A 17,349-nucleotide genomic window follows, 5' to 3' on the forward strand; every position below is an offset into this window, starting at 1 on the left:
TCAGTCAGGAGCCGGGATTTTTTAACAGCCTGCTGAGTTACATCAGCGGCTGCGCCATCTGCACCAGCGAGATCAGCGGCTGCGGATAAATACCCAGCACCAGCACCAGAATCGCCGAGATCAGTACAACCACGCCGCCGGCGGTAAAGGCCCAGTTAGCTGGCGTATCGCGCTGCAACAGCTCCGGTGGGTTCAGATACAGGCTAACGGTCACGCGCAGATAGTAGTAAAGGCCGATTGCGCTGCCTACCACTACCGCACCAGTCAGCCACCACAGCTGCGCGCCCACGCCTACGGCAATCACGTAAAATTTACCGATAAAGCCCAGCGTCATTGGGATACCCGCCAGCGACAGCATCATTACCGTCATCACCGCCGACAGGATCGGACGGTGCCAGAACAGGCCGCGATAGGAATACAGCGAGTCCGCGTCCGGGCCGCGATACGGGCTGGACATCAGGCTGACCACGCCGAAAGCGCCCAGGCTGCTGAACAGATAACCGGCCAGGTAAACGCCCACCGTTTCCAGCGACAGCTGATGCGTCTGGATAGCAATCAGCGCCACCAGCAGATAGCCCAGATGCGCAATGGAAGAGTAGCCCAGCAGACGTTTGATATTGCTCTGCGAAATCGCCATCAGGTTGCCGAACAGAATCGAGGCAAACGCGATAATCGCCAGCACCAGACGTACCGCTTCGCTGTCGGCGGCCGGCGCGTACAGGAACAGGCGCATCACCACGCCGAAAATGGCGATTTTGCTGGCAGTCGCCAGGAAGGTCGACACCGGCGCAGGCGCGCCCTGGTAGACATCCGGCGTCCACAGGTGGAAAGGCACCAGCGACAGCTTAAAGCCCAGGCCCACAATCATCATGCCCAGCCCCGCCAGCAGCAGCGGCTGTTGCAGCATTCCGTCGTTCAGGCTGCGGCCCAGCGCAATAAAGCCCAGGTTGCCGGAGTTGGCATAAAGCAGCGCCATACCGAACAGCAGAAAAGAGGAAGCCACAGCGGACATAATGGTGTATTTGATGCTGGCTTCCAGCGAGCGCTTCAGCTGGAAGGCGTAGCCCACCAGGCCGAACAGCGGCAGGGAAATCAGCTCAATACCGATAAACAGCGAAGCCAGGTGATTAGCGCTTGCCAGCACCACGCCGCCCAATGCTGCAATCAGCACCAGCAGGTAGAACTCTTCCTGGTTATCCGGGTAGTTGGTCAGCCACGGATAGGCGAAGGTGCAGGTTGCCAGGCTGGCTAAAATCACCAGGCCGGTATAGAGCATTGAATAGCCATCGACACGCAGCAGCGGCGTCACGTCCATCGCGCCCGCGTGTCCCACGAACCAGAGTGAGAACAGCGCCAGGTTCAGCCCTACTACCGCCAGCGTGGCATTGACGAAGTGGTTGCGCCGCCACGCAATGGAGAGCATCACGACTACCACCGTCAATCCGACGATCAGCATGGGCAGCAGCGCGATCAAATGTTGAGGAGTTATTGTCATGGCGAATTACGGCCTTGTAGTTGAAATTGAAGCGGTAAACCACTGCTGAATATTGCTCATTGCAGCATGTGAGGTGTCCAGAATCGGCTGTGGGTAAACGCCCAGCAGCAGCAGCAGAACCACCAGCACCATAATCATCAGGAACTCGCGCGGCGACATGCCCCGCAGCGGCGTTTCTGACTTCGGTGCGCCGTAATAGGCCCGCTGCATCATAATCAGCGAGTATACGGAAGCGAACACCAGACCAAAGGTAGCAATGACGATGATCACCGGCACCGACTGGAAGCTGCCGGTCAGGATCATAAATTCGCCAACGAAATTACCCGTGCCCGGCATCCCCAGATTCGCTACGGCAAAGAACAGCGACAGACCCGGCAGCCACTTGATGCGCGCCCACAGCCCGCCCATCTGACGCATATCGCGAGTGTGCAGACGCTCATAAAGCTGGCCGCACAGGATAAACAGCGCTGCGGCGGAAAGACCGTGCGCAATCATTTGCACCACCGCGCCCTGGAAAGCGAGCTGGCTGCCGGTATAGATAGCAATCAGCACAAAGCCCATGTGCGAAATAGAGGTGTAGGCGATCAGGCGTTTGATGTCGTACTGCGAGAAGGCCATCCAGGCACCGTAGAAAATCCCGATAATCCCCAGCCACATCGCAATCGGCGCGAACTCGGCGGACGCGTTCGGGAACAGCGGCAGCGCAAAGCGCAGCAGACCGTAAGCCGCCGTTTTCAGCAGAATGCCCGCCAGGTCAACGGAACCGGCCGTCGGGGCCTGACTGTGCGCATCCGGCAGCCAGCCGTGCAGCGGCACCACCGGCATTTTCACCGCGAAGGCGATAAAGAAGCCCAGCATCAGCAGATACTCAACGGTGTTGCTCATTGGCGTTTTCAGCAGATCTTCGTAGTTAAACGTCCAGACGCCCGTGGCGTTGTAGTTAACGAAGACCAGCGCCAGAATCGAAATCAGCATCACCAGGCCGCTGGCCTGAGTGTAGATAAAGAACTTGGTGGCCGCGGTGATACGCGTTTTCCCGTCCGACGCCTTGTGTCCCCACAGCGCGATCAGGAAGTACATCGGCACCAGCATCATTTCCCAGAAGAAGAAGAACAGGAACAGATCGATAGCCAGGAACACGCCGATAACGCCGCCCAGGATCCACAGCAGGTTCAGGTGGAAAAAGCCCTGCCATTTCTCAATTTCGTTCCAGGAGCAGAGGATAGCCATCACGCCCAGCAGGCCGGTAAGCACCACCATCAGCAGCGACAGGCCGTCCAGCGCCAGATGCACGTTGATACCGAAACGCGGTATCCAGGAAACCAGAAACTCGGATTGCCACTGCGGCAGCCCGGCGGCCTGGGTCAGCGAATAGCCGCCCTGCAGCCAGAGCTGTAGCGAGAGCGCCAGCGTCAGCCCCATCGAGATCAGCGCTATCCAACGCGGCACCTTGCTCCCGAAGCGTTCAAACTGCCAGCAAAGCAGGCCGCCGATGAACGGGATGAGTATAAGCCAGGGTAATAACATGGCGATTTGATTCCCTTTTCTGAACCTGCATGGGCTATCTTACTGGCCATTTTTGCCCCCGGCAGTGCTCGCAGTCCTCACATACTAAAGTATGCTGCGGGTGCGGCGCGCTGGCGGTGACAAAACTGACTGCGCCGATGACGCCCAACATTCAGGTAATTTTTAACATCTTTTAATTCTGGGTGAGTGTTTACCCCACCCCGCTCACAAACTTTTAGACCACCATCAACAGCGCGAGCACCACGACCGCACCGACGCTCATCGAAGCGACGTACCAGCGCAGATAGCCGTTTTCGCTGACCACCAGCCCTTTGTTCGCCAGGCGGGAGAACAGGGCCGGGATATTCATCAGCGCATTCAGCGGATCGCGTGACAGGGCCCAGGCGACGAACAGATAAGGCTTGACGAAAATCTTGTCGTAAAGCCAGTCGAAGCCCCAGGCGGCGAACCACCAGGTGGTGAAGAATCGGCCAACCGCGCTGCCGGCGATGCTGTTAACCAGCGAGCGTTTGCCCAGCCACAGAAAGGCCGCCAGCAGGATGCCGATAATCGCCACTACGCCAGAAGTGATTTCCAGCGTCAGCACGCTGCCGTGCGCCAGCTCGGTGGTTTCCGGCAGCACGCCGCGCAGCGGAGGAACAATCAGCGCACCAATAAAGGTGGAGAGGATCAGCAGCACAATCAGCGGCAGATGGTGCGTAATGCCTTTGCCTGCGTGCGCGTGAATTTTCTCTTCGCCGTGGAAGGTAATAAAAATCATGCGGAAGGTGTAGAGCGAGGTCATAAAGGCCCCGACCAGACCGGCCACCATCAGATTAATATGACCGTTCGCCAGCGCACCCGCCAGGATCTCGTCCTTACTGAAGAAGCCAGCGGTGATCAGCGGCAGCGCCGACAGCGCCGCGCCGCCTACCAGGAAGCAGGCATAAACCAGCGGGATGCTTTTGCGCAGGCCGCCCATTTTGAAAATGTTCTGCTCGTGGTGGCAGGCCAGGATCACCGAACCGGACGAGAGGAACAGCAGCGCTTTAAAGAACGCATGGGTCATCAGATGGAAAATCGCCGCATCCCACGCCTGCACGCCAAGCGCCAGGAACATGTAGCCAATCTGGCTCATGGTGGAGTAGGCAAGCACGCGTTTGATATCGGTTTGCACCAGCGCGGCAAATCCCGCCAGCACCAGCGTAATCGCGCCAATAATCCCCACCAGGTGCAGCACTTCCGGCGTCATCAGGAACAGACCGTGGCTGCGGGCAATCAGATAAACGCCCGCCGTTACCATGGTCGCGGCGTGGATCAGCGCAGAGACCGGCGTCGGGCCTGCCATCGCATCCGCCAGCCAGGTTTGCAGCGGCAGCTGTGCCGATTTACCTACCGCGCCGCCAAGCAGCATCAGCGTCGCCCATTGCAGCATAGGGTTATCCGCCGCAAAGTGCGCAGGCGCCAGCTCGACCATCTCACGGAAGTTCAGCGTGCCCAGCTCGTTGTAGAGAATAAACAGCGCAAACGCCAGGAAGACGTCGCCGACGCGCGTGATGATAAAAGCTTTCATCGCCGCCGCGCCGTTGTTCGGGTTGGTATAGTAGAAACCGATCAGCAGGTAAGAGCAAAGCCCCACGCCTTCCCAGCCCAGATACATCAGCATCAGGTTATCGGCCAGCACCAATACCACCATGCTGGCGATAAACAGGTTGGTATAGGCGAAAAAGCGCGAGTAGCCCTCTTCGCCGCGCATATACCAGGAGGCGAACATATGGATAAAGAAGCCAACGCCCGTGACCACCGACAGCATGGTCAGCGACAGGCCGTCCAGCGTCAGGTTGACTTTGATATCAAAGTTGCCAACGTGCATCCAGGTCCACAGCGCCTGATTAAAAACAGCCTGGCCCTGCGCAAAGAAATCCAGTCCGGCATAGAGCGTGACCAGTGCGGCCAGCCCTACGGAGCCCATCCCTACCGTAGCGGCCAGATTTTCTGACCAGCGGCCGCGCGAAAACGCCAGCAGCACGAAACCGATCAGCGGGAATAAAATAGTTAAATAGAGAAGATTCATCCGCGCATCTCGCTCACTTTATCAATATTGAGGTTCTGGCTGCGACGATGCAGCTGCAGCAGCAGCGCCAGGCCAATACTTGCCTCGGCAGCGGCCAGGCTGATCGCCAGGATATACATCACCTGACCGTCCGCCTGTCCCCAATAGCTGCCCGCGACCACAAACGCCAGCGCCGCCGCGTTGATCATGATCTCAAGGCTGATCAGCATAAACAGCAGGTTGCGGCGGATCACCACGCCGGTCAGGCCAAGCACAAACAGGATGGCCGCCAGGATAAGCCCGTGTTGCAAAGGGATCATGCGTTTTCCTCCTTCTTCACCGCATCAGGGCGATTGCTTAACACCTCGCCCGGACGCTGTTCGCGACCGATATGGTAAGCCACCACCAGACCGGCCAGCAGCAGCATGGAAGCCAGCTCCACCGCCAGAACGTAAGGGCCGAACAGGCTGATGCCGACCGCTTTGGCATCGATCATCGTGCCGTCAATGCCCTGGTCATTAATAGTCAGGATGGCGTAAACCATCACCACCAGCAGCAGCAGCGACAGCAGACCGGGGCCGAACCAGACGCCCGGCTTCAGCCACTCGCGCTCCTGCGCCTGCACGCTGTCGCCCAGGTTTAGCATCATCACCACAAACACGAACAGCACCATGATAGCGCCCGCATAAACGATAATTTCCAGCGCCCCGGCGAAATAAGCGCCCAGCGAGAAAAACACGCCCGCCACCGAAAGCAGTGAAATAATCAGATATAACAGCGCGTGGACCGGGTTGGTGTGGGTGATAACGCGCAACGTCGTCAGCACGGCCACCAGTCCGCAAAGATAAAACGCAAATTCCATGCCTGGCTCCTTAAGGTAACAAACCCTTGACGTCGATGGGTTTGGCTTCGCTTTCCGCTTCACCTTTGTCTTTGCCTTCGATCGCCATGCCCGCCATCCGGTAGAAGTTATATTCCGGATATTTGCCCGGCCCGGAGATCAGCAGGTTCTCTTTTTCATAAACCAGATCCTGCCGCTTAAACTCGCCCAGCTCGAAATCAGGGGTAAGCTGGATAGCGGTGGTCGGACAGGCTTCTTCACACAGGCCGCAGAAAATGCAGCGCGAGAAGTTGATGCGGAAAAACTCCGGATACCAACGGCCGTCCAGCGTTTCTGCCTTTTGCAGCGAAATACAGCCTACCGGACAGGCTACCGCGCACAGGTTACAGGCCACGCAGCGCTCCTGGCCGTCGGGATCGCGGGTCAGCACGATGCGGCCACGGTAGCGAGGCGGCAAATAGACCGGCTCCTCCGGGTACATCTGCGTTTCACGCTTGGCAAAAGCATTCGATCCGATCAGGACGATACTGCGTACCGTGGTGCCGAACCCTACCAGAATATCTTTTATTTTCATGGTAATAACCTCTTACTGCGCGTTGTACAGAATCACTGCGGCAGTCGCCAGCAGGTTCAACAGCGTCAACGGCAGACATACTTTCCAGCCGAACGACATCACCTGGTCGTAGCGCGGACGCGGCAGCGCAGCACGGATCAGAATAAACATCATCATGAAGAAAGCTGTTTTAATCGCGAACCAGAAAACGGGCGGCAGCCACGGACCGTTCCAGCCGCCGAAGAACAGCGTCACAATCAGGGAAGAGACGGTTACGATACCGACGTATTCACCGACAAAGAACAGGCCGAACTTCATACCGGCGTATTCGATGTGGTAACCGTCGGCCAGCTCCTGCTCTGCTTCCGGCTGGTCAAAAGGATGACGGTGACAGACCGCGACGCCCGCAATGGCAAAGGTCAGGAAGCCAAAGAACTGCGGAATGATGTTCCACAGGTGCTGCTGGCTGTTGACGATATCCACCATATTGAAGGAACCGGCCTGCGCCACCACGCCCATCAGCGACAGGCCGAGGAACACTTCGTAGCTCAGCGTCTGCGCCGAGGCGCGCATCGCGCCCAGCAGCGAGTATTTGTTATTACTCGACCAGCCCGCAAACAGCACCGCGTACACGGCCAGACCGGCCATCATCAGGAAAAACAGCAGACCGATATTCAGATCCGCGCCCATCCAGGTCGAGGTGACCGGCACAATGGCCATTGCCAGCAGCAGCGAGGTGAACGCGATCATCGGCGCCAGCGTAAAAATCACGCGGTCGGTAAACGGCGGCGTCCAGTCCTCTTTAAAGAACATTTTGATCATGTCCGCCACCAGCTGGAGCGAACCGCCCCAGCCGACGCGGTTTGGCCCGTAGCGGTTCTGGAACAGGCCCAGCAGGCGACGTTCGCCAAAGCTCATAAAGGCGCCGCAGCCTACCACCACAAACAGGATCACCAGCGCTTTGCCGACGGCAATCAGTACATCTGTAACTTCCGGTGTCAGCCAGCTCATTGTGTTGCCTCCTGCAGATCCTCAATACTTGCCCCCAGCAGGAACGGCGGTACGCCCGGCAAGCCCAACGGTAAACCCACCTGCCCTGCCTGCAAGGCGGTCGAGAAGCGAACCGGTAGACGCAGCGTTTCGCCCGCGCAGCGGAAGGCGACCGTAGCGCCTGCGTTGACGCCCAGTTTCGCCGCGTCTTGCGGGTTAACCATCACGTAAGGCAGCGGCATACGCTGCTGGAATACCGGTGAACGCTGGGTCATCTCTTCGCTGCCGAACAGATGGAAGTAAGGCGCGACGCGCCAGCCGTTCTCTTTGCCCGCGAAGGCTTCCGGCACGGCGGTGAACCATTCCAGCTGGCCTTCGCCCGCTTCGAACAGGCGCACGCCCGGATCGCCAAAGCGCAGTTTGCCGCCCACTTCGTCCTGGAACTTATTCCACGCCTGCGGAGAGTTCCAGCCTGGCGCCCAGGCAAACGGGATCTGCGAACGAGGCGCATTCGGCTGGTTGTTCCCTTCCATAGAGAAGGCGAACATGGTGTCTTTATCCTGCGGCTGACGCGGTTCGTGCACGCTGATATTGGCGCGAGCCGCGGTACGGCCGCTGGCGCGGATCGGCGAGCGGGCCAGTTTCTGACCGCGAATACGGAAGCTGGCGTCCGGCGCGGCGGCCTTGATCCCGGCCAGCTGCGGTAGCGCCGCCACGCAGGCATCGATCACGTGATCGAGCTGCGTCCAGTCCACTTCGCGGCTGCTGATGGTGCTGGCCAGCGAGTGCAGCCAGCGCCAGCTTTCCAGCATCTGGATTTTGTCATCGTAGTAGGACGGATCGTAAACCTGGAAGAAGCGCTGCGCGCGGCCTTCCTGATTGACCACGGTGCCGTCGCTTTCTGCAAAGCTGGCGGTGGAAAGGATCAGACCCGCTTTCTCGGTGGTCGCCGTGCGTTGATGATCGATAACGATCACGTTCGGCGTGTTGGTCAACGCCGCATCGACACGGGCTTTTGGCGCATGGCGATAGAGATCGTTTTCCATAATGATAACAGCATCGGCAGAGCCACTTGAAAGCTCGTCGAGCGCTGCATCCAGCGGCTTGCCGCCGATCATGCCCAGGCCCACGCTATTGGCTGCGCCGGATAGCAAAGTGATACCCACGTCCGCGCCGCGTCCTTTCAGCGCTCTGGCAACGTTAGCCGCCGCCTGGATCATCGCCTCGCTGCCCGCGTGCACGCCGGAAATAATCAGCGGTTTCTTCGCGCCGGCCAGCGCCTGTACCACTACGTCGATCTTACCGCTCAGTTCACGATCGAGACCGTCTACCGCCGGCGCCGTTTCATCCAGCGCGTTAGCAATAGCGAAGCCCAGACGCGCCTGATCTTCCACCGGTGCGCGATAGCTCCAGGCGGCGATGTCGTCCAGACGGGTTTCGTCTACGTTGGTGACAAACAGCGGATGTTTGGCGTGTTGGCCGATGTTCATAATCGCCGCAATCTGCCAGTCGGCCACTTTCTGCGCCGCCGCCATTTCGCGCGCTTTGCCCTTAACGGCCTGGCGCACGGAGAGCGCGATGCGTGCGCCGACCTGGGTCAGATCTTCGCCCAGCACCAGCACGGCATCGTAGCTTTCGATTTCGCGCAGCGCTGGCGTATGGATACCGCCTTCGCGCAGTACTTTCAGCATCAGTTCCAGACGCGCCTGCTCGCCAGCCGGAATACCGGTGGAGAAGTTCTCGGCACCGACCAGCTCACGCAGCGCGAAGTTGCTTTCAACGCTGGCGCGTGGCGAACCGATACCAATCACTTTTTTCGCCTGGCGCAGCACGTCCGCCGCGCCCTGCATCGCCTGCTCGGCGTTGAGCGCGATCCAGTCGTCGCCGCGACGCTGCATCGGCTGGCGCGGACGATCCTTCAGGTTGACGTAGCCATAGCCGAAGCGGCCACGGTCGCACAGGAAGTACTGGTTTACGGTGCCGTTATAGCGGTTCTCAATACGACGCAGTTCGCCGTAACGCTCGCCGGGGCTGGTGTTGCAGCCGACGCTGCACTGCTGGCAGATGCTTGGCGCGTACTGCATATCCCATTTACGGTTATAACGCTCGGAGTGCGTTTTATCGGTAAATACGCCGGTAGGGCAGATTTCCACCAGGTTGCCGGAGAACTCGCTCTCCAGCACACCGTCTTCCGGGCGACCGAAGTAGACGTTGTCATGCGCGCCATACACGCCCAGGTCTTTGCCGTCCGCGTAATCTTTGTAGTAGCGCACGCAGCGATAGCAGGCGATACAACGGTTCATTTCGTGCGAGATGAACGGGCCGAGATCCTGATTGCGGTGGGTGCGTTTGGTAAAGCGGTAGCGGCGGAAGCTGTGGCCGGTCATCACCGTCATATCCTGGAGATGGCAGTTACCGCCCTCTTCACAGACCGGACAGTCGTGCGGGTGGTTGGTCATCAGCCACTCCACCACGCTTTCCCGAAACTCTTTCGCTTCGCCGTCATCAATAGAAATAAAGGTGCCGTCGGAGGCTGGCGTCATACAGGACATCACCAGGCGACCACGGGTATCTTCGGCATTCTGGAATTGCTTTACCGCGCACTGGCGGCAGGCACCGACGCTACCGAGCGCCGGATGCCAGCAAAAATAAGGAATATCAAGGCCGAGCGAGAGGCAAGCCTGTAGCAGGTTGTCCGCGCCGTCGACGTCGTATTCTTTACCGTCTACATGAATTGTAGCCATAGTGAAATTGCTCAAGTAAGGCTCGAAACCGAGCGTTAAACACAATTCTTTAAATAACCGTCTTACCTGACGTTGTAGCGGTGTTAGCGGCGTTCTCTTACCCCGGTCACTTACTGAAGTAAGCTGCCGGGGATGCGTTCTCTTGCTACCTGGCTACAACGCCAATTAATTTGGTTATTTCGCGCATTTCTTTGTTTGCACGGTATTTTTACCAGCGCGCCTTCAGCAGGTTCGCCTGGATACCGGCGATCGCGTGCGCGTTGCTGTAAACCTGCGGCGCCATGCCGGCTTCAAATTCTTCACGGAAATACTTGATGGCGCTCTGCAGCGGCTCTACCGCGCCCGGCGCGTGCGCACAGAAAGTTTTGCCCGGCCCAAGCTGGCGGCAAAGCTGCAGCAGGGTTTCGATATCGCCCGGCTGCCCTTCTTTCCGCTCCAGCGCGCGCAGGATTTTTACGCTCCACGGCAGGCCGTCGCGGCACGGCGTACACCAGCCGCACGACTCGCGAGCAAAAAACTCTTCCAGGTTGCGCACCAGCGATACCATATTGATTTCGTGGTCGACCGCCATCGCCAGCGCGGTGCCCAGACGGCTGCCCGCTTTGCCAATGCTGGCGAACTCCATCGGCAGATCCAGATGCGATTCGGTCAGGAAGTCGGTGCCCGCGCCGCCCGGCTGCCAGGCTTTAAACTTCAGGCCATCGCGCATGCCGCCCGCGTACTCTTCCAGAATTTCGCGCGCCGTGGTGCCGAAAGGCAGCTCCCAGACGCCAGGGTTTTTCACCCGGCCGGAAAAGCCCATCATCTTGGTGCCGGTATCGTCGCTCTTAGAGATGTTCTTGTACCAGTCGACGCCGTTGGCGAGGATTGCCGGCACATTGGACAGCGTTTCCACGTTATTGACGCAGGTCGGCTTGCCCCAGACGCCTGCCGAAGCAGGGAAAGGCGGCTTGGAGCGCGGGTTAGCGCGGCGGCCTTCCAGCGAGTTAATCAGCGCGGTTTCTTCGCCGCAGATATAGCGGCCCGCGCCGGTATGCACGATCAGCTCGAAATCAAAGCCGGTGCCCAGAATGTTTTTGCCGAGATAGCCCGCTTCGGTCGCTTCCGCGATGGCGCGACGCAGGTTGACGGCCGCTTCAATATATTCGCCGCGCAGGAAGATATAGCCGCGATACGCTTTCAGCGCGAAGGCGCTAATCAGCATCCCTTCCACCAGCTGGTGCGGCATTTGCTCCATCAGAAGACGGTCTTTATAGGTGCCCGGCTCCATCTCATCGGCGTTACACAGCAGGTAACGAATGTTCATGGATTCGTCTTTCGGCATCAGGCTCCACTTCAGTCCCGTGGAGAAACCTGCGCCGCCGCGCCCTTTCAGGCCGGAATCTTTTACCAGCGCCACGATTTCGTCAGGCGCCATGCCCTTCAGCGCCTTTTCCGCTCCGGCATAGCCGTTTTTGCTGCGATATTCATCGAGGAACACCGCCTGCTTGTCTTCGCGCATACGCCAGGTCAGCGGGTGCGTCTCTGCAGTACGAACAATCTCTTTAATGGTCATTGATACTGCTCCAGTAACGTGACGACGTTTTCCGGCGTGAGATGCACATGCGTGTCCTCATCCACCATCATCGTCGGGCCTTTGTCGCAGTTGCCCAGGCAGCAGGTCGGCAGCAGCGTAAAGCGGCCGTCCGGCGTGGTCTGGCCCGGCTTGATGTTCAGGCTGGCTTCCAGCGCTGCCTGAATACCCTGATAGCCGGTGATATGGCACACCACGCTGTCGCAGTAGCGGATCACATGGCGGCCAACCGGCTGGCGGAAGATCTGGCTGTAAAACGTGGCTACGCCCTCTACGTCGCTGGCCGGAATGCCCAGCACGTCGGCAATGGCTTTGATAGCGCCATCCGGCACCCAGCCACGCTGTTTCTGCACGATTTTCAGCGCTTCAATCGACGCCGCCCGCGCATCTTCGTAATGGTGCTTTTCCTGTTCTATCGCATCATGCTCTGTCGCACTCAGGACGAAAGCATCTGAAGGCTCGATCGTTTCGATCGCAATTCTTTGATCGTGCATAATTAGCGGTCCACGTCTGACATAACAAAATCAATACTGCCGAGGTAAACGATCAGATCGGATACCAGGCTGCCGTTGATGACGGAAGGGATCTGCTGCAGATGCGGGAAGCTAGGCGTGCGCACGCGGGTGCGGTAGCTCATGGTGCTGCCGTCGCTGGTCAGATAGTAGCTGTTGATCCCTTTGGTAGCTTCAATCATCTGGAAAGACTCGTTGGCCGGCATCACCGGACCCCACGAAACCTGCAGGAAGTGGGTGATCAGCGTTTCAATATGCTGCAGCGTGCGCTCTTTCGGCGGCGGCGTGGTCAACGGATGATCGGCTTTAAACGGCCCTTCCGGCATGTTTTTCAGGCACTGTTCCAGGATGCGCATACTCTGCCGCATCTCTTCCATTTTCAGCATAACGCGGGTGTAGGCGCAGCTGATGCCGTCACCAATCGGCACTTCAAAATCAAAGTTTTCGTAGCCGGAGTAAGGACGCCATTTGCGCACGTCGAAGTCCAGACCGGTTGCGCGCAGGCCCGCGCCCGTGGTGCCCCATGCCAGCGCCTCTTCCATGTTGTAGGCGGATACGCCTTTGGCGCGGCCAATCAGCACGGAGTTTTTCAGCGCCGTCTGTTCGTAGGCCTTCAGGCGCTTCGGCATCCAGTCAAGGAATTCGCGCAGCAGACGATCCCAGCCCTTCGGCAGATCGTGCGCCACGCCGCCGATGCGGAACCACGCCGGATGCATACGGAAGCCGGTAATAGCTTCCACCACGTCATAAATTTTCTGGCGGTCGGTAAAGGCAAAGAACACCGGTGACATCGCCCCGACGTCCTGAATAAAAGTAGAAATATAGAGAAGGTGGCTGTTGATACGGAACAGTTCGGAAAGCATCACGCGGATCACGTCAACGCGCTCAGGCACTTTAATGCCCGCCAGCTTTTCTACCGCCAGCACGTAAGGCATCTCGTTTACGCAGCCGCCAAGATATTCAATGCGGTCGGTATAGGGGATATAGCTGTGCCAGGACTGGCGCTCGCCCATCTTCTCCGCGCCACGATGGTGGTAGCCGATATCCGGCACGCAGTCGACAATCTCTTCGCCGTCCAGCTGCAAAATAATGCGGAAAGCACCGTGCGCCGAAGGATGGTTAGGGCCCAGGTTGAGGAACATAAAGTCCTCGTTGGCGGTGCCGCGCTTCATGCCCCACTCTTCCGGTTTGAAGGTCATCGCCTCCATTTCCAGATCTTCTTTCTGCTTGGTCAGCTCGAAGGGATCGAATTCGGTGGCGCGCGCCGGGTAATCTTTACGCAGCGGATGGCCTTCCCAGGTTTGCGGCATCATGATGCGCGTCAGGTGCGGATGGCCGTCAAACGTAATGCCGAACATCTCCCAGGTTTCGCGCTCGTACCAGTTGGCGTTGGCGAAAATTTTGGTGATGGTAGGTACATGCAAATCGTTTTCGGACAGCGCCACCTTGAGCATAATGTCGCGATTGCGCTCAATGGACAGCAGGTGATAGAAAACGGAAAAATCCGCCGCTGGCAGTCCGTCGCGATGCGTGCGCAGGCGTTCGTCCATACCGTGCAGATCGTACAGCATGACATAAGGCTTCGGCAGCTTGCGCAGAAACTCTACAATTTCCAATAATTGTTCGCGTCTTACCCAGACCACCGGAATGCCGGTGCGGGTTGGCTGAACGGTAAAGGCATCTGGCCCAAAACGGTTACGCAATTCGCCGATCACCGGATCATCCAGGTGATCCCGGGTTTGCCATTCTGGCTGAGCGAGATCTTGCGTGGTTAAATCTGTCATAGGTCGTTCACCATGTGGGCCTGTCGACAGGCACTCAGTATTGGCGTCAGAACAGGCCGCCCGCGTATTATTTTTTTCTGCGTGCTGTTTGGGCCTTGTTCATTAACTCTTAAATTTCGTCCGGGGTGCGCAAGTTGGTGACCGCAATGCGTTCGCCCTGCTTCCTTTCACGTTCGGACTGCATGTTGGCTCGATAAACGCCCTGATCGCCGACCACCCAGGAAAGCGGACGACGCTCTTTGCCGATCGATTCCTGGAGCAGCAGCAGAGCCTGCATATAGGCTTCGGGGCGTGGCGGACAGCCGGGAATATAAACGTCAACCGGCAGGAATTTATCCACGCCCTGCACCACGGAATAGATATCGTACATGCCGCCCGAGTTAGCGCAGGCGCCCATCGAAATCACCCACTTGGGCTCCAGCATCTGGTCGTAAAGACGCTGAATAACCGGTGCCATTTTGGTGAAAGGCGTACCGGCTACTACCATGAAGTCGGCCTGACGAGGCGAGGCGCGGATAACTTCGGAACCAAATCGCGCCACGTCGTGCACGGAGGTAAAGGAAGTTGTCATCTCTACGTAACAACAGGAAAGGCCGAAGTTAAACGGCCACAGAGAGTTTTTACGTCCCCAGTTCACCATATCGTGCAGAGCATGTTCGAGCTTGCCCATATAAACGCTTTGATGAACGTGCTTTTCCAGCGGGTCGGTGACGATCTCCTGCTTCTGCAGCGGGTAGCGATCGTTATCGCCGTTCGGGTCTGCGCGGGTTAGCGTATAATCCATTGTTATGCCTCGCTTTTACTGCGTGTGACGATGGGAATGCGAAACGGTAGTGGTTTTGGCTACCACACGGCGAGGTGGGGGTGCCCAGTCCAGCGCGCGGATCCGCACCAGATAAACCAGTCCGGCAAGCAGTACCAAAATAAAGATGGTGGCTTCGATAAAGCCGATCCAGCCGCTTTCGCGGATGGCGGTCGACCATGCATACAGATAGAGCGCTTCCACGTCGAAAATGACGAAGAACATGGCGACCAGGTAGAACTTGGCGGACATGCGCATCTTGGCGGTGCCGACCGGCGCGGCGCCGGACTCAAAAGGGGTATTTGTGTATCTTCCGCGTGCTTTTCCGCCCAGAAACCACGCTCCGGCTAACATTGCACAGCACAGACCGATGGAGACGATCAGAAATACGGCAAACGCCCAATGATGAGCGACGACTTCAGTGGTTGTTGACATACACTCTGCTTAACTCAATAAAGGGCGTCAGGGGGCTGCTCTCATGCACGGCAGTTGGCTGAAGCCTCGATTCACGGGAAAAAATAAAAAACCAGATAAACTATGCTGTCTTTGTTGATTAAGCAGCAATTTTATGGGGTTTTTTACTCCTTTATATAACCTTCTGTCAACTTTCATAAAAGTATCCGTAGGTTATTTTACACAAGTAGCATTTATTTAACATTTGATGCGCAAAGATTGCGCTAAATCGTGTCAGTGACCGACCCTGCACTAAAGTGTAGCGGGTATTTCCCTGCACGGATCGCGGTTTTAACACAGGCTATTCTGGCAGGAATTGCCTGCATTTCCTTCCCCTTACAAGGGTTATTTTTTTGATCCAGCACACGGTTTTAGTCTTTATGAGAAAAAAATAGCCAGGCAGAAGTGAGCAAAATCAATTCAATTTGATTTTTAATTTTTTCACGATGCCGGATAAGGTCAACAAACGGCGTTGGCGCTTTTTAAAACACCAGCATAAAAAAGACCAGGAGAAAAACGCGGGAGAAAGGAAATTAAGGCATAAAAAAAGCCCTCCGAAACACTAACCGTTTCGAAAGGCTTTTTTAGACAGCTCTGCTAACTTTTGTGAATATTAATCAGGATGTTAGAGAAACCGAATTATCACTCGTCTTCATCTGCAAAAGCGGAGCGATCCTGACCCGTAGCGGTCAGATTGTAGGGATCGTTGCTCGACTCCATGGCGTTGAAAATAGCCAGCGCCAGTTCGTTGTCGCTTTCCGGATTGCGGCACAGCAGGTATTCCGTATCCGGCAGCATCGGCAACCCTTCGGCTGCACCCATCACGCGGAGTTCCGGGCTCATCATCTCTACCGGACGAGCGGTCACGCCCAGACCCGCTTTAACGGCGGCGCGGACGGCAGCCAGCGTAGAGGCCACATAAGAGATGCGCCACGGGATACCCGCTTCGTTAAGGTGATCAATAGCCATATCACGATAAGGGCTTGGCTCGTCCAGCAGCACCAGAGGAATTGCTTCTCCGCGCTGGAACACGTAATCGGCCGCACAGTACCAGAGCGTGGGCGAAGTACGCAGGACCTGCCAGGTAAAGTTCATCGGGCTGGAAGTGGTTACCACCAGGTCTACTTCTCCCTGGTTCAGCATTTCCATCATAAATGGATTACGCTTGACGCGAACATCGATAGCCAGCTTCGGATAAACCGAGGTCACGCGGTTGAGCAGGAAAGGCAGAATGGTGTCTGACGTATCGTCAGAAGCGCCGATAGTCAGCACGCCCTGGATATTGCTGTACATCAGCGAGGTGCAGGCTTCATCGTTAAAGCGCAGGATTTTTCTGGCGTAGCCCAGCAGCTGAATACCGTGCTCGGTCAGCAGCTTATTACGGCCATGCCGGGCGAACAGCTCTTTCCCTACCAGCTGCTCCAGACGCTGCATCTGCTGGCTGACAGCAGACTGCGTACGGCATACTGCCGCCGCGGCAGCGGCAAAAGTATTCAGATCGGCGACGGCCACAAACGTTCTGAGCAGATCGAGATCGAGATTAAGAATTGGACGATTTGCACTGGTCATGTTTTCTTCACTTTTATAAGATTTTTAAGATACTACTATCCTGGTGTTATTATCTGCTTTATCAATAAGATAGAGAGACAACCGTAGGCAATGCGACCCGTTGGCTCGTCATTGCCTTAATCACAAACGCGTTATCCCAGCGGCCCAATATGCCCGACTGATGCCGTTGCAAGGCCGCTGACAGATTTATACGTTTGGTACTTCAGCGTGCGTCAGGTTACCTGCCGCCACACCCTGTTACCGTCCAGCCGCCCGCTGGATTAGCCCGGCGCTGTTAGTGTAAGACAACCATAAAAAATCAAACAGCCAGAACACTGTAGTCACAGTGGAATAATAATAAACAAAGCTTAACATTATTGGCGATAAAACGCGCTAAATATTGTTCCGGAAACAGGTTCGTCATACGTCCTTTTTCCTGAAGGATATCCTGACATACTGTCGATTACTTTTTAAGCCCAAATCCGATTATTCTTA

At 57.0% G+C, this 17,349-nt stretch carries 14 protein-coding genes; all 14 read right to left on the reverse strand.

The annotated features are described in order from the left end of the window. Nucleotides 1-37 precede the first annotated feature (37 nt). A complete protein-coding gene (nuoN, locus tag AB6T85_RS19540; protein WP_253459799.1) occupies nucleotides 38-1,495 on the reverse strand; it encodes an NADH-quinone oxidoreductase subunit NuoN in 1,458 nt (485 codons plus the stop codon). A gap of 6 nt (nucleotides 1,496-1,501) precedes the next feature. After that, nucleotides 1,502-3,022, reverse strand: coding sequence for an NADH-quinone oxidoreductase subunit M (gene nuoM, locus AB6T85_RS19545; protein ID WP_253459796.1), 1,521 nt, complete (start codon nucleotides 3,020-3,022; stop codon nucleotides 1,502-1,504). Nucleotides 3,023-3,236: 214 nt separating this feature from the next. Continuing rightward, a complete protein-coding gene (nuoL, locus tag AB6T85_RS19550) occupies nucleotides 3,237-5,075 on the reverse strand; it encodes an NADH-quinone oxidoreductase subunit L (RefSeq protein WP_253459793.1) in 1,839 nt (612 codons plus the stop codon). Beyond that, a complete protein-coding gene (gene nuoK / locus AB6T85_RS19555) occupies nucleotides 5,072-5,374 on the reverse strand; it encodes an NADH-quinone oxidoreductase subunit NuoK (protein WP_034894855.1) in 303 nt (100 codons plus the stop codon). Before nuoK ends, nuoL begins: the two co-directional genes overlap by 4 nt. Further along, the gene (nuoJ, locus tag AB6T85_RS19560) at nucleotides 5,371-5,916 is read right to left on the reverse strand and encodes an NADH-quinone oxidoreductase subunit J (protein WP_125288247.1); all 546 of its coding nucleotides are present in this window, start codon (nucleotides 5,914-5,916) and stop codon (nucleotides 5,371-5,373) included. The genes nuoK and nuoJ overlap by 4 nt, the downstream gene beginning before the upstream one ends. Before the next feature lie 10 nt (nucleotides 5,917-5,926). Next, on the reverse strand, nucleotides 5,927-6,469 hold the full coding sequence (nuoI, locus tag AB6T85_RS19565) for an NADH-quinone oxidoreductase subunit NuoI (protein WP_253459790.1): 543 nt from the start codon (nucleotides 6,467-6,469) through the stop codon (nucleotides 5,927-5,929). A gap of 12 nt (nucleotides 6,470-6,481) precedes the next feature. Beyond that, nucleotides 6,482-7,459, reverse strand: coding sequence for an NADH-quinone oxidoreductase subunit NuoH (gene nuoH, locus AB6T85_RS19570; protein WP_253459787.1), 978 nt, complete (start codon nucleotides 7,457-7,459; stop codon nucleotides 6,482-6,484). Next, entirely contained in the window at nucleotides 7,456-10,182 is a 2,727-nt protein-coding gene (gene nuoG, locus AB6T85_RS19575; RefSeq protein ID WP_253459784.1) for an NADH-quinone oxidoreductase subunit NuoG, read from the reverse strand. Before nuoG ends, nuoH begins: the two co-directional genes overlap by 4 nt. 208 nt (nucleotides 10,183-10,390) lie before the next feature. Continuing rightward, on the reverse strand, nucleotides 10,391-11,731 hold the full coding sequence (gene nuoF / locus AB6T85_RS19580) for an NADH-quinone oxidoreductase subunit NuoF (protein ID WP_253461264.1): 1,341 nt from the start codon (nucleotides 11,729-11,731) through the stop codon (nucleotides 10,391-10,393). 2 nt (nucleotides 11,732-11,733) lie between these two features. Further along, nucleotides 11,734-12,249 carry an NADH-quinone oxidoreductase subunit NuoE gene (nuoE, locus tag AB6T85_RS19585; RefSeq protein ID WP_253459782.1) on the reverse strand — a complete coding sequence of 172 codons (516 nt, stop codon included), beginning with the start codon at nucleotides 12,247-12,249 and terminating at the stop codon, nucleotides 11,734-11,736. Nucleotides 12,250-12,251: 2 nt separating this feature from the next. Next, on the reverse strand, nucleotides 12,252-14,051 hold the full coding sequence (gene nuoC, locus AB6T85_RS19590; protein ID WP_253459780.1) for an NADH-quinone oxidoreductase subunit C/D: 1,800 nt from the start codon (nucleotides 14,049-14,051) through the stop codon (nucleotides 12,252-12,254). 109 nt (nucleotides 14,052-14,160) lie between these two features. Next, nucleotides 14,161-14,835 (reverse strand): NuoB/complex I 20 kDa subunit family protein, encoded by a 675-nt coding sequence (locus AB6T85_RS19595; RefSeq protein WP_125288254.1) that lies wholly within the window; start codon nucleotides 14,833-14,835, stop codon nucleotides 14,161-14,163. A gap of 15 nt (nucleotides 14,836-14,850) precedes the next feature. After that, entirely contained in the window at nucleotides 14,851-15,288 is a 438-nt protein-coding gene (locus AB6T85_RS19600) for an NADH-quinone oxidoreductase subunit A (protein ID WP_253459778.1), read from the reverse strand. A 660-nt stretch (nucleotides 15,289-15,948) separates the two neighbouring features. Then, nucleotides 15,949-16,875: a transcriptional regulator LrhA gene (gene lrhA / locus AB6T85_RS19605; RefSeq protein WP_125288256.1), complete on the reverse strand. Its 927-nt coding sequence runs from the start codon at nucleotides 16,873-16,875 to the stop codon at nucleotides 15,949-15,951. Between the last annotated feature and the right edge of the window lie 474 nt (nucleotides 16,876-17,349).

This window comes from Erwinia aeris (genome assembly GCF_041224955.1).
GTDB lineage: Bacteria > Pseudomonadota > Gammaproteobacteria > Enterobacterales > Enterobacteriaceae > Erwinia > Erwinia aeris.

Bases quoted from the DNA above. Each gene is read 5' to 3' on its own strand.
- AB6T85_RS19600 (WP_253459778.1), bottom strand. From the start codon at position 15,288: ATGTCAACAACCACTGAAGTCGTCGCTCATCATTGGGCGTTTGCCGTA.
- nuoH (WP_253459787.1), bottom strand. From the start codon at position 7,459: ATGAGCTGGCTGACACCGGAAGTTACAGATGTACTGATTGCCGTCGGC.
- nuoE (WP_253459782.1), bottom strand. From the start codon at position 12,249: ATGCACGATCAAAGAATTGCGATCGAAACGATCGAGCCTTCAGATGCT.
- lrhA (WP_125288256.1), bottom strand. From the start codon at position 16,875: ATGACCAGTGCAAATCGTCCAATTCTTAATCTCGATCTCGATCTGCTC.
- nuoI (WP_253459790.1), bottom strand. From the start codon at position 6,469: ATGAAAATAAAAGATATTCTGGTAGGGTTCGGCACCACGGTACGCAGT.
- nuoL (WP_253459793.1), bottom strand. From the start codon at position 5,075: ATGAATCTTCTCTATTTAACTATTTTATTCCCGCTGATCGGTTTCGTG.
- nuoN (WP_253459799.1), bottom strand. From the start codon at position 1,495: ATGACAATAACTCCTCAACATTTGATCGCGCTGCTGCCCATGCTGATC.
- nuoJ (WP_125288247.1), bottom strand. From the start codon at position 5,916: ATGGAATTTGCGTTTTATCTTTGCGGACTGGTGGCCGTGCTGACGACG.
- AB6T85_RS19595 (WP_125288254.1), bottom strand. From the start codon at position 14,835: ATGGATTATACGCTAACCCGCGCAGACCCGAACGGCGATAACGATCGC.
- nuoC (WP_253459780.1), bottom strand. From the start codon at position 14,051: ATGACAGATTTAACCACGCAAGATCTCGCTCAGCCAGAATGGCAAACC.
- nuoG (WP_253459784.1), bottom strand. From the start codon at position 10,182: ATGGCTACAATTCATGTAGACGGTAAAGAATACGACGTCGACGGCGCG.
- nuoK (WP_034894855.1), bottom strand. From the start codon at position 5,374: ATGATCCCTTTGCAACACGGGCTTATCCTGGCGGCCATCCTGTTTGTG.
- nuoM (WP_253459796.1), bottom strand. From the start codon at position 3,022: ATGTTATTACCCTGGCTTATACTCATCCCGTTCATCGGCGGCCTGCTT.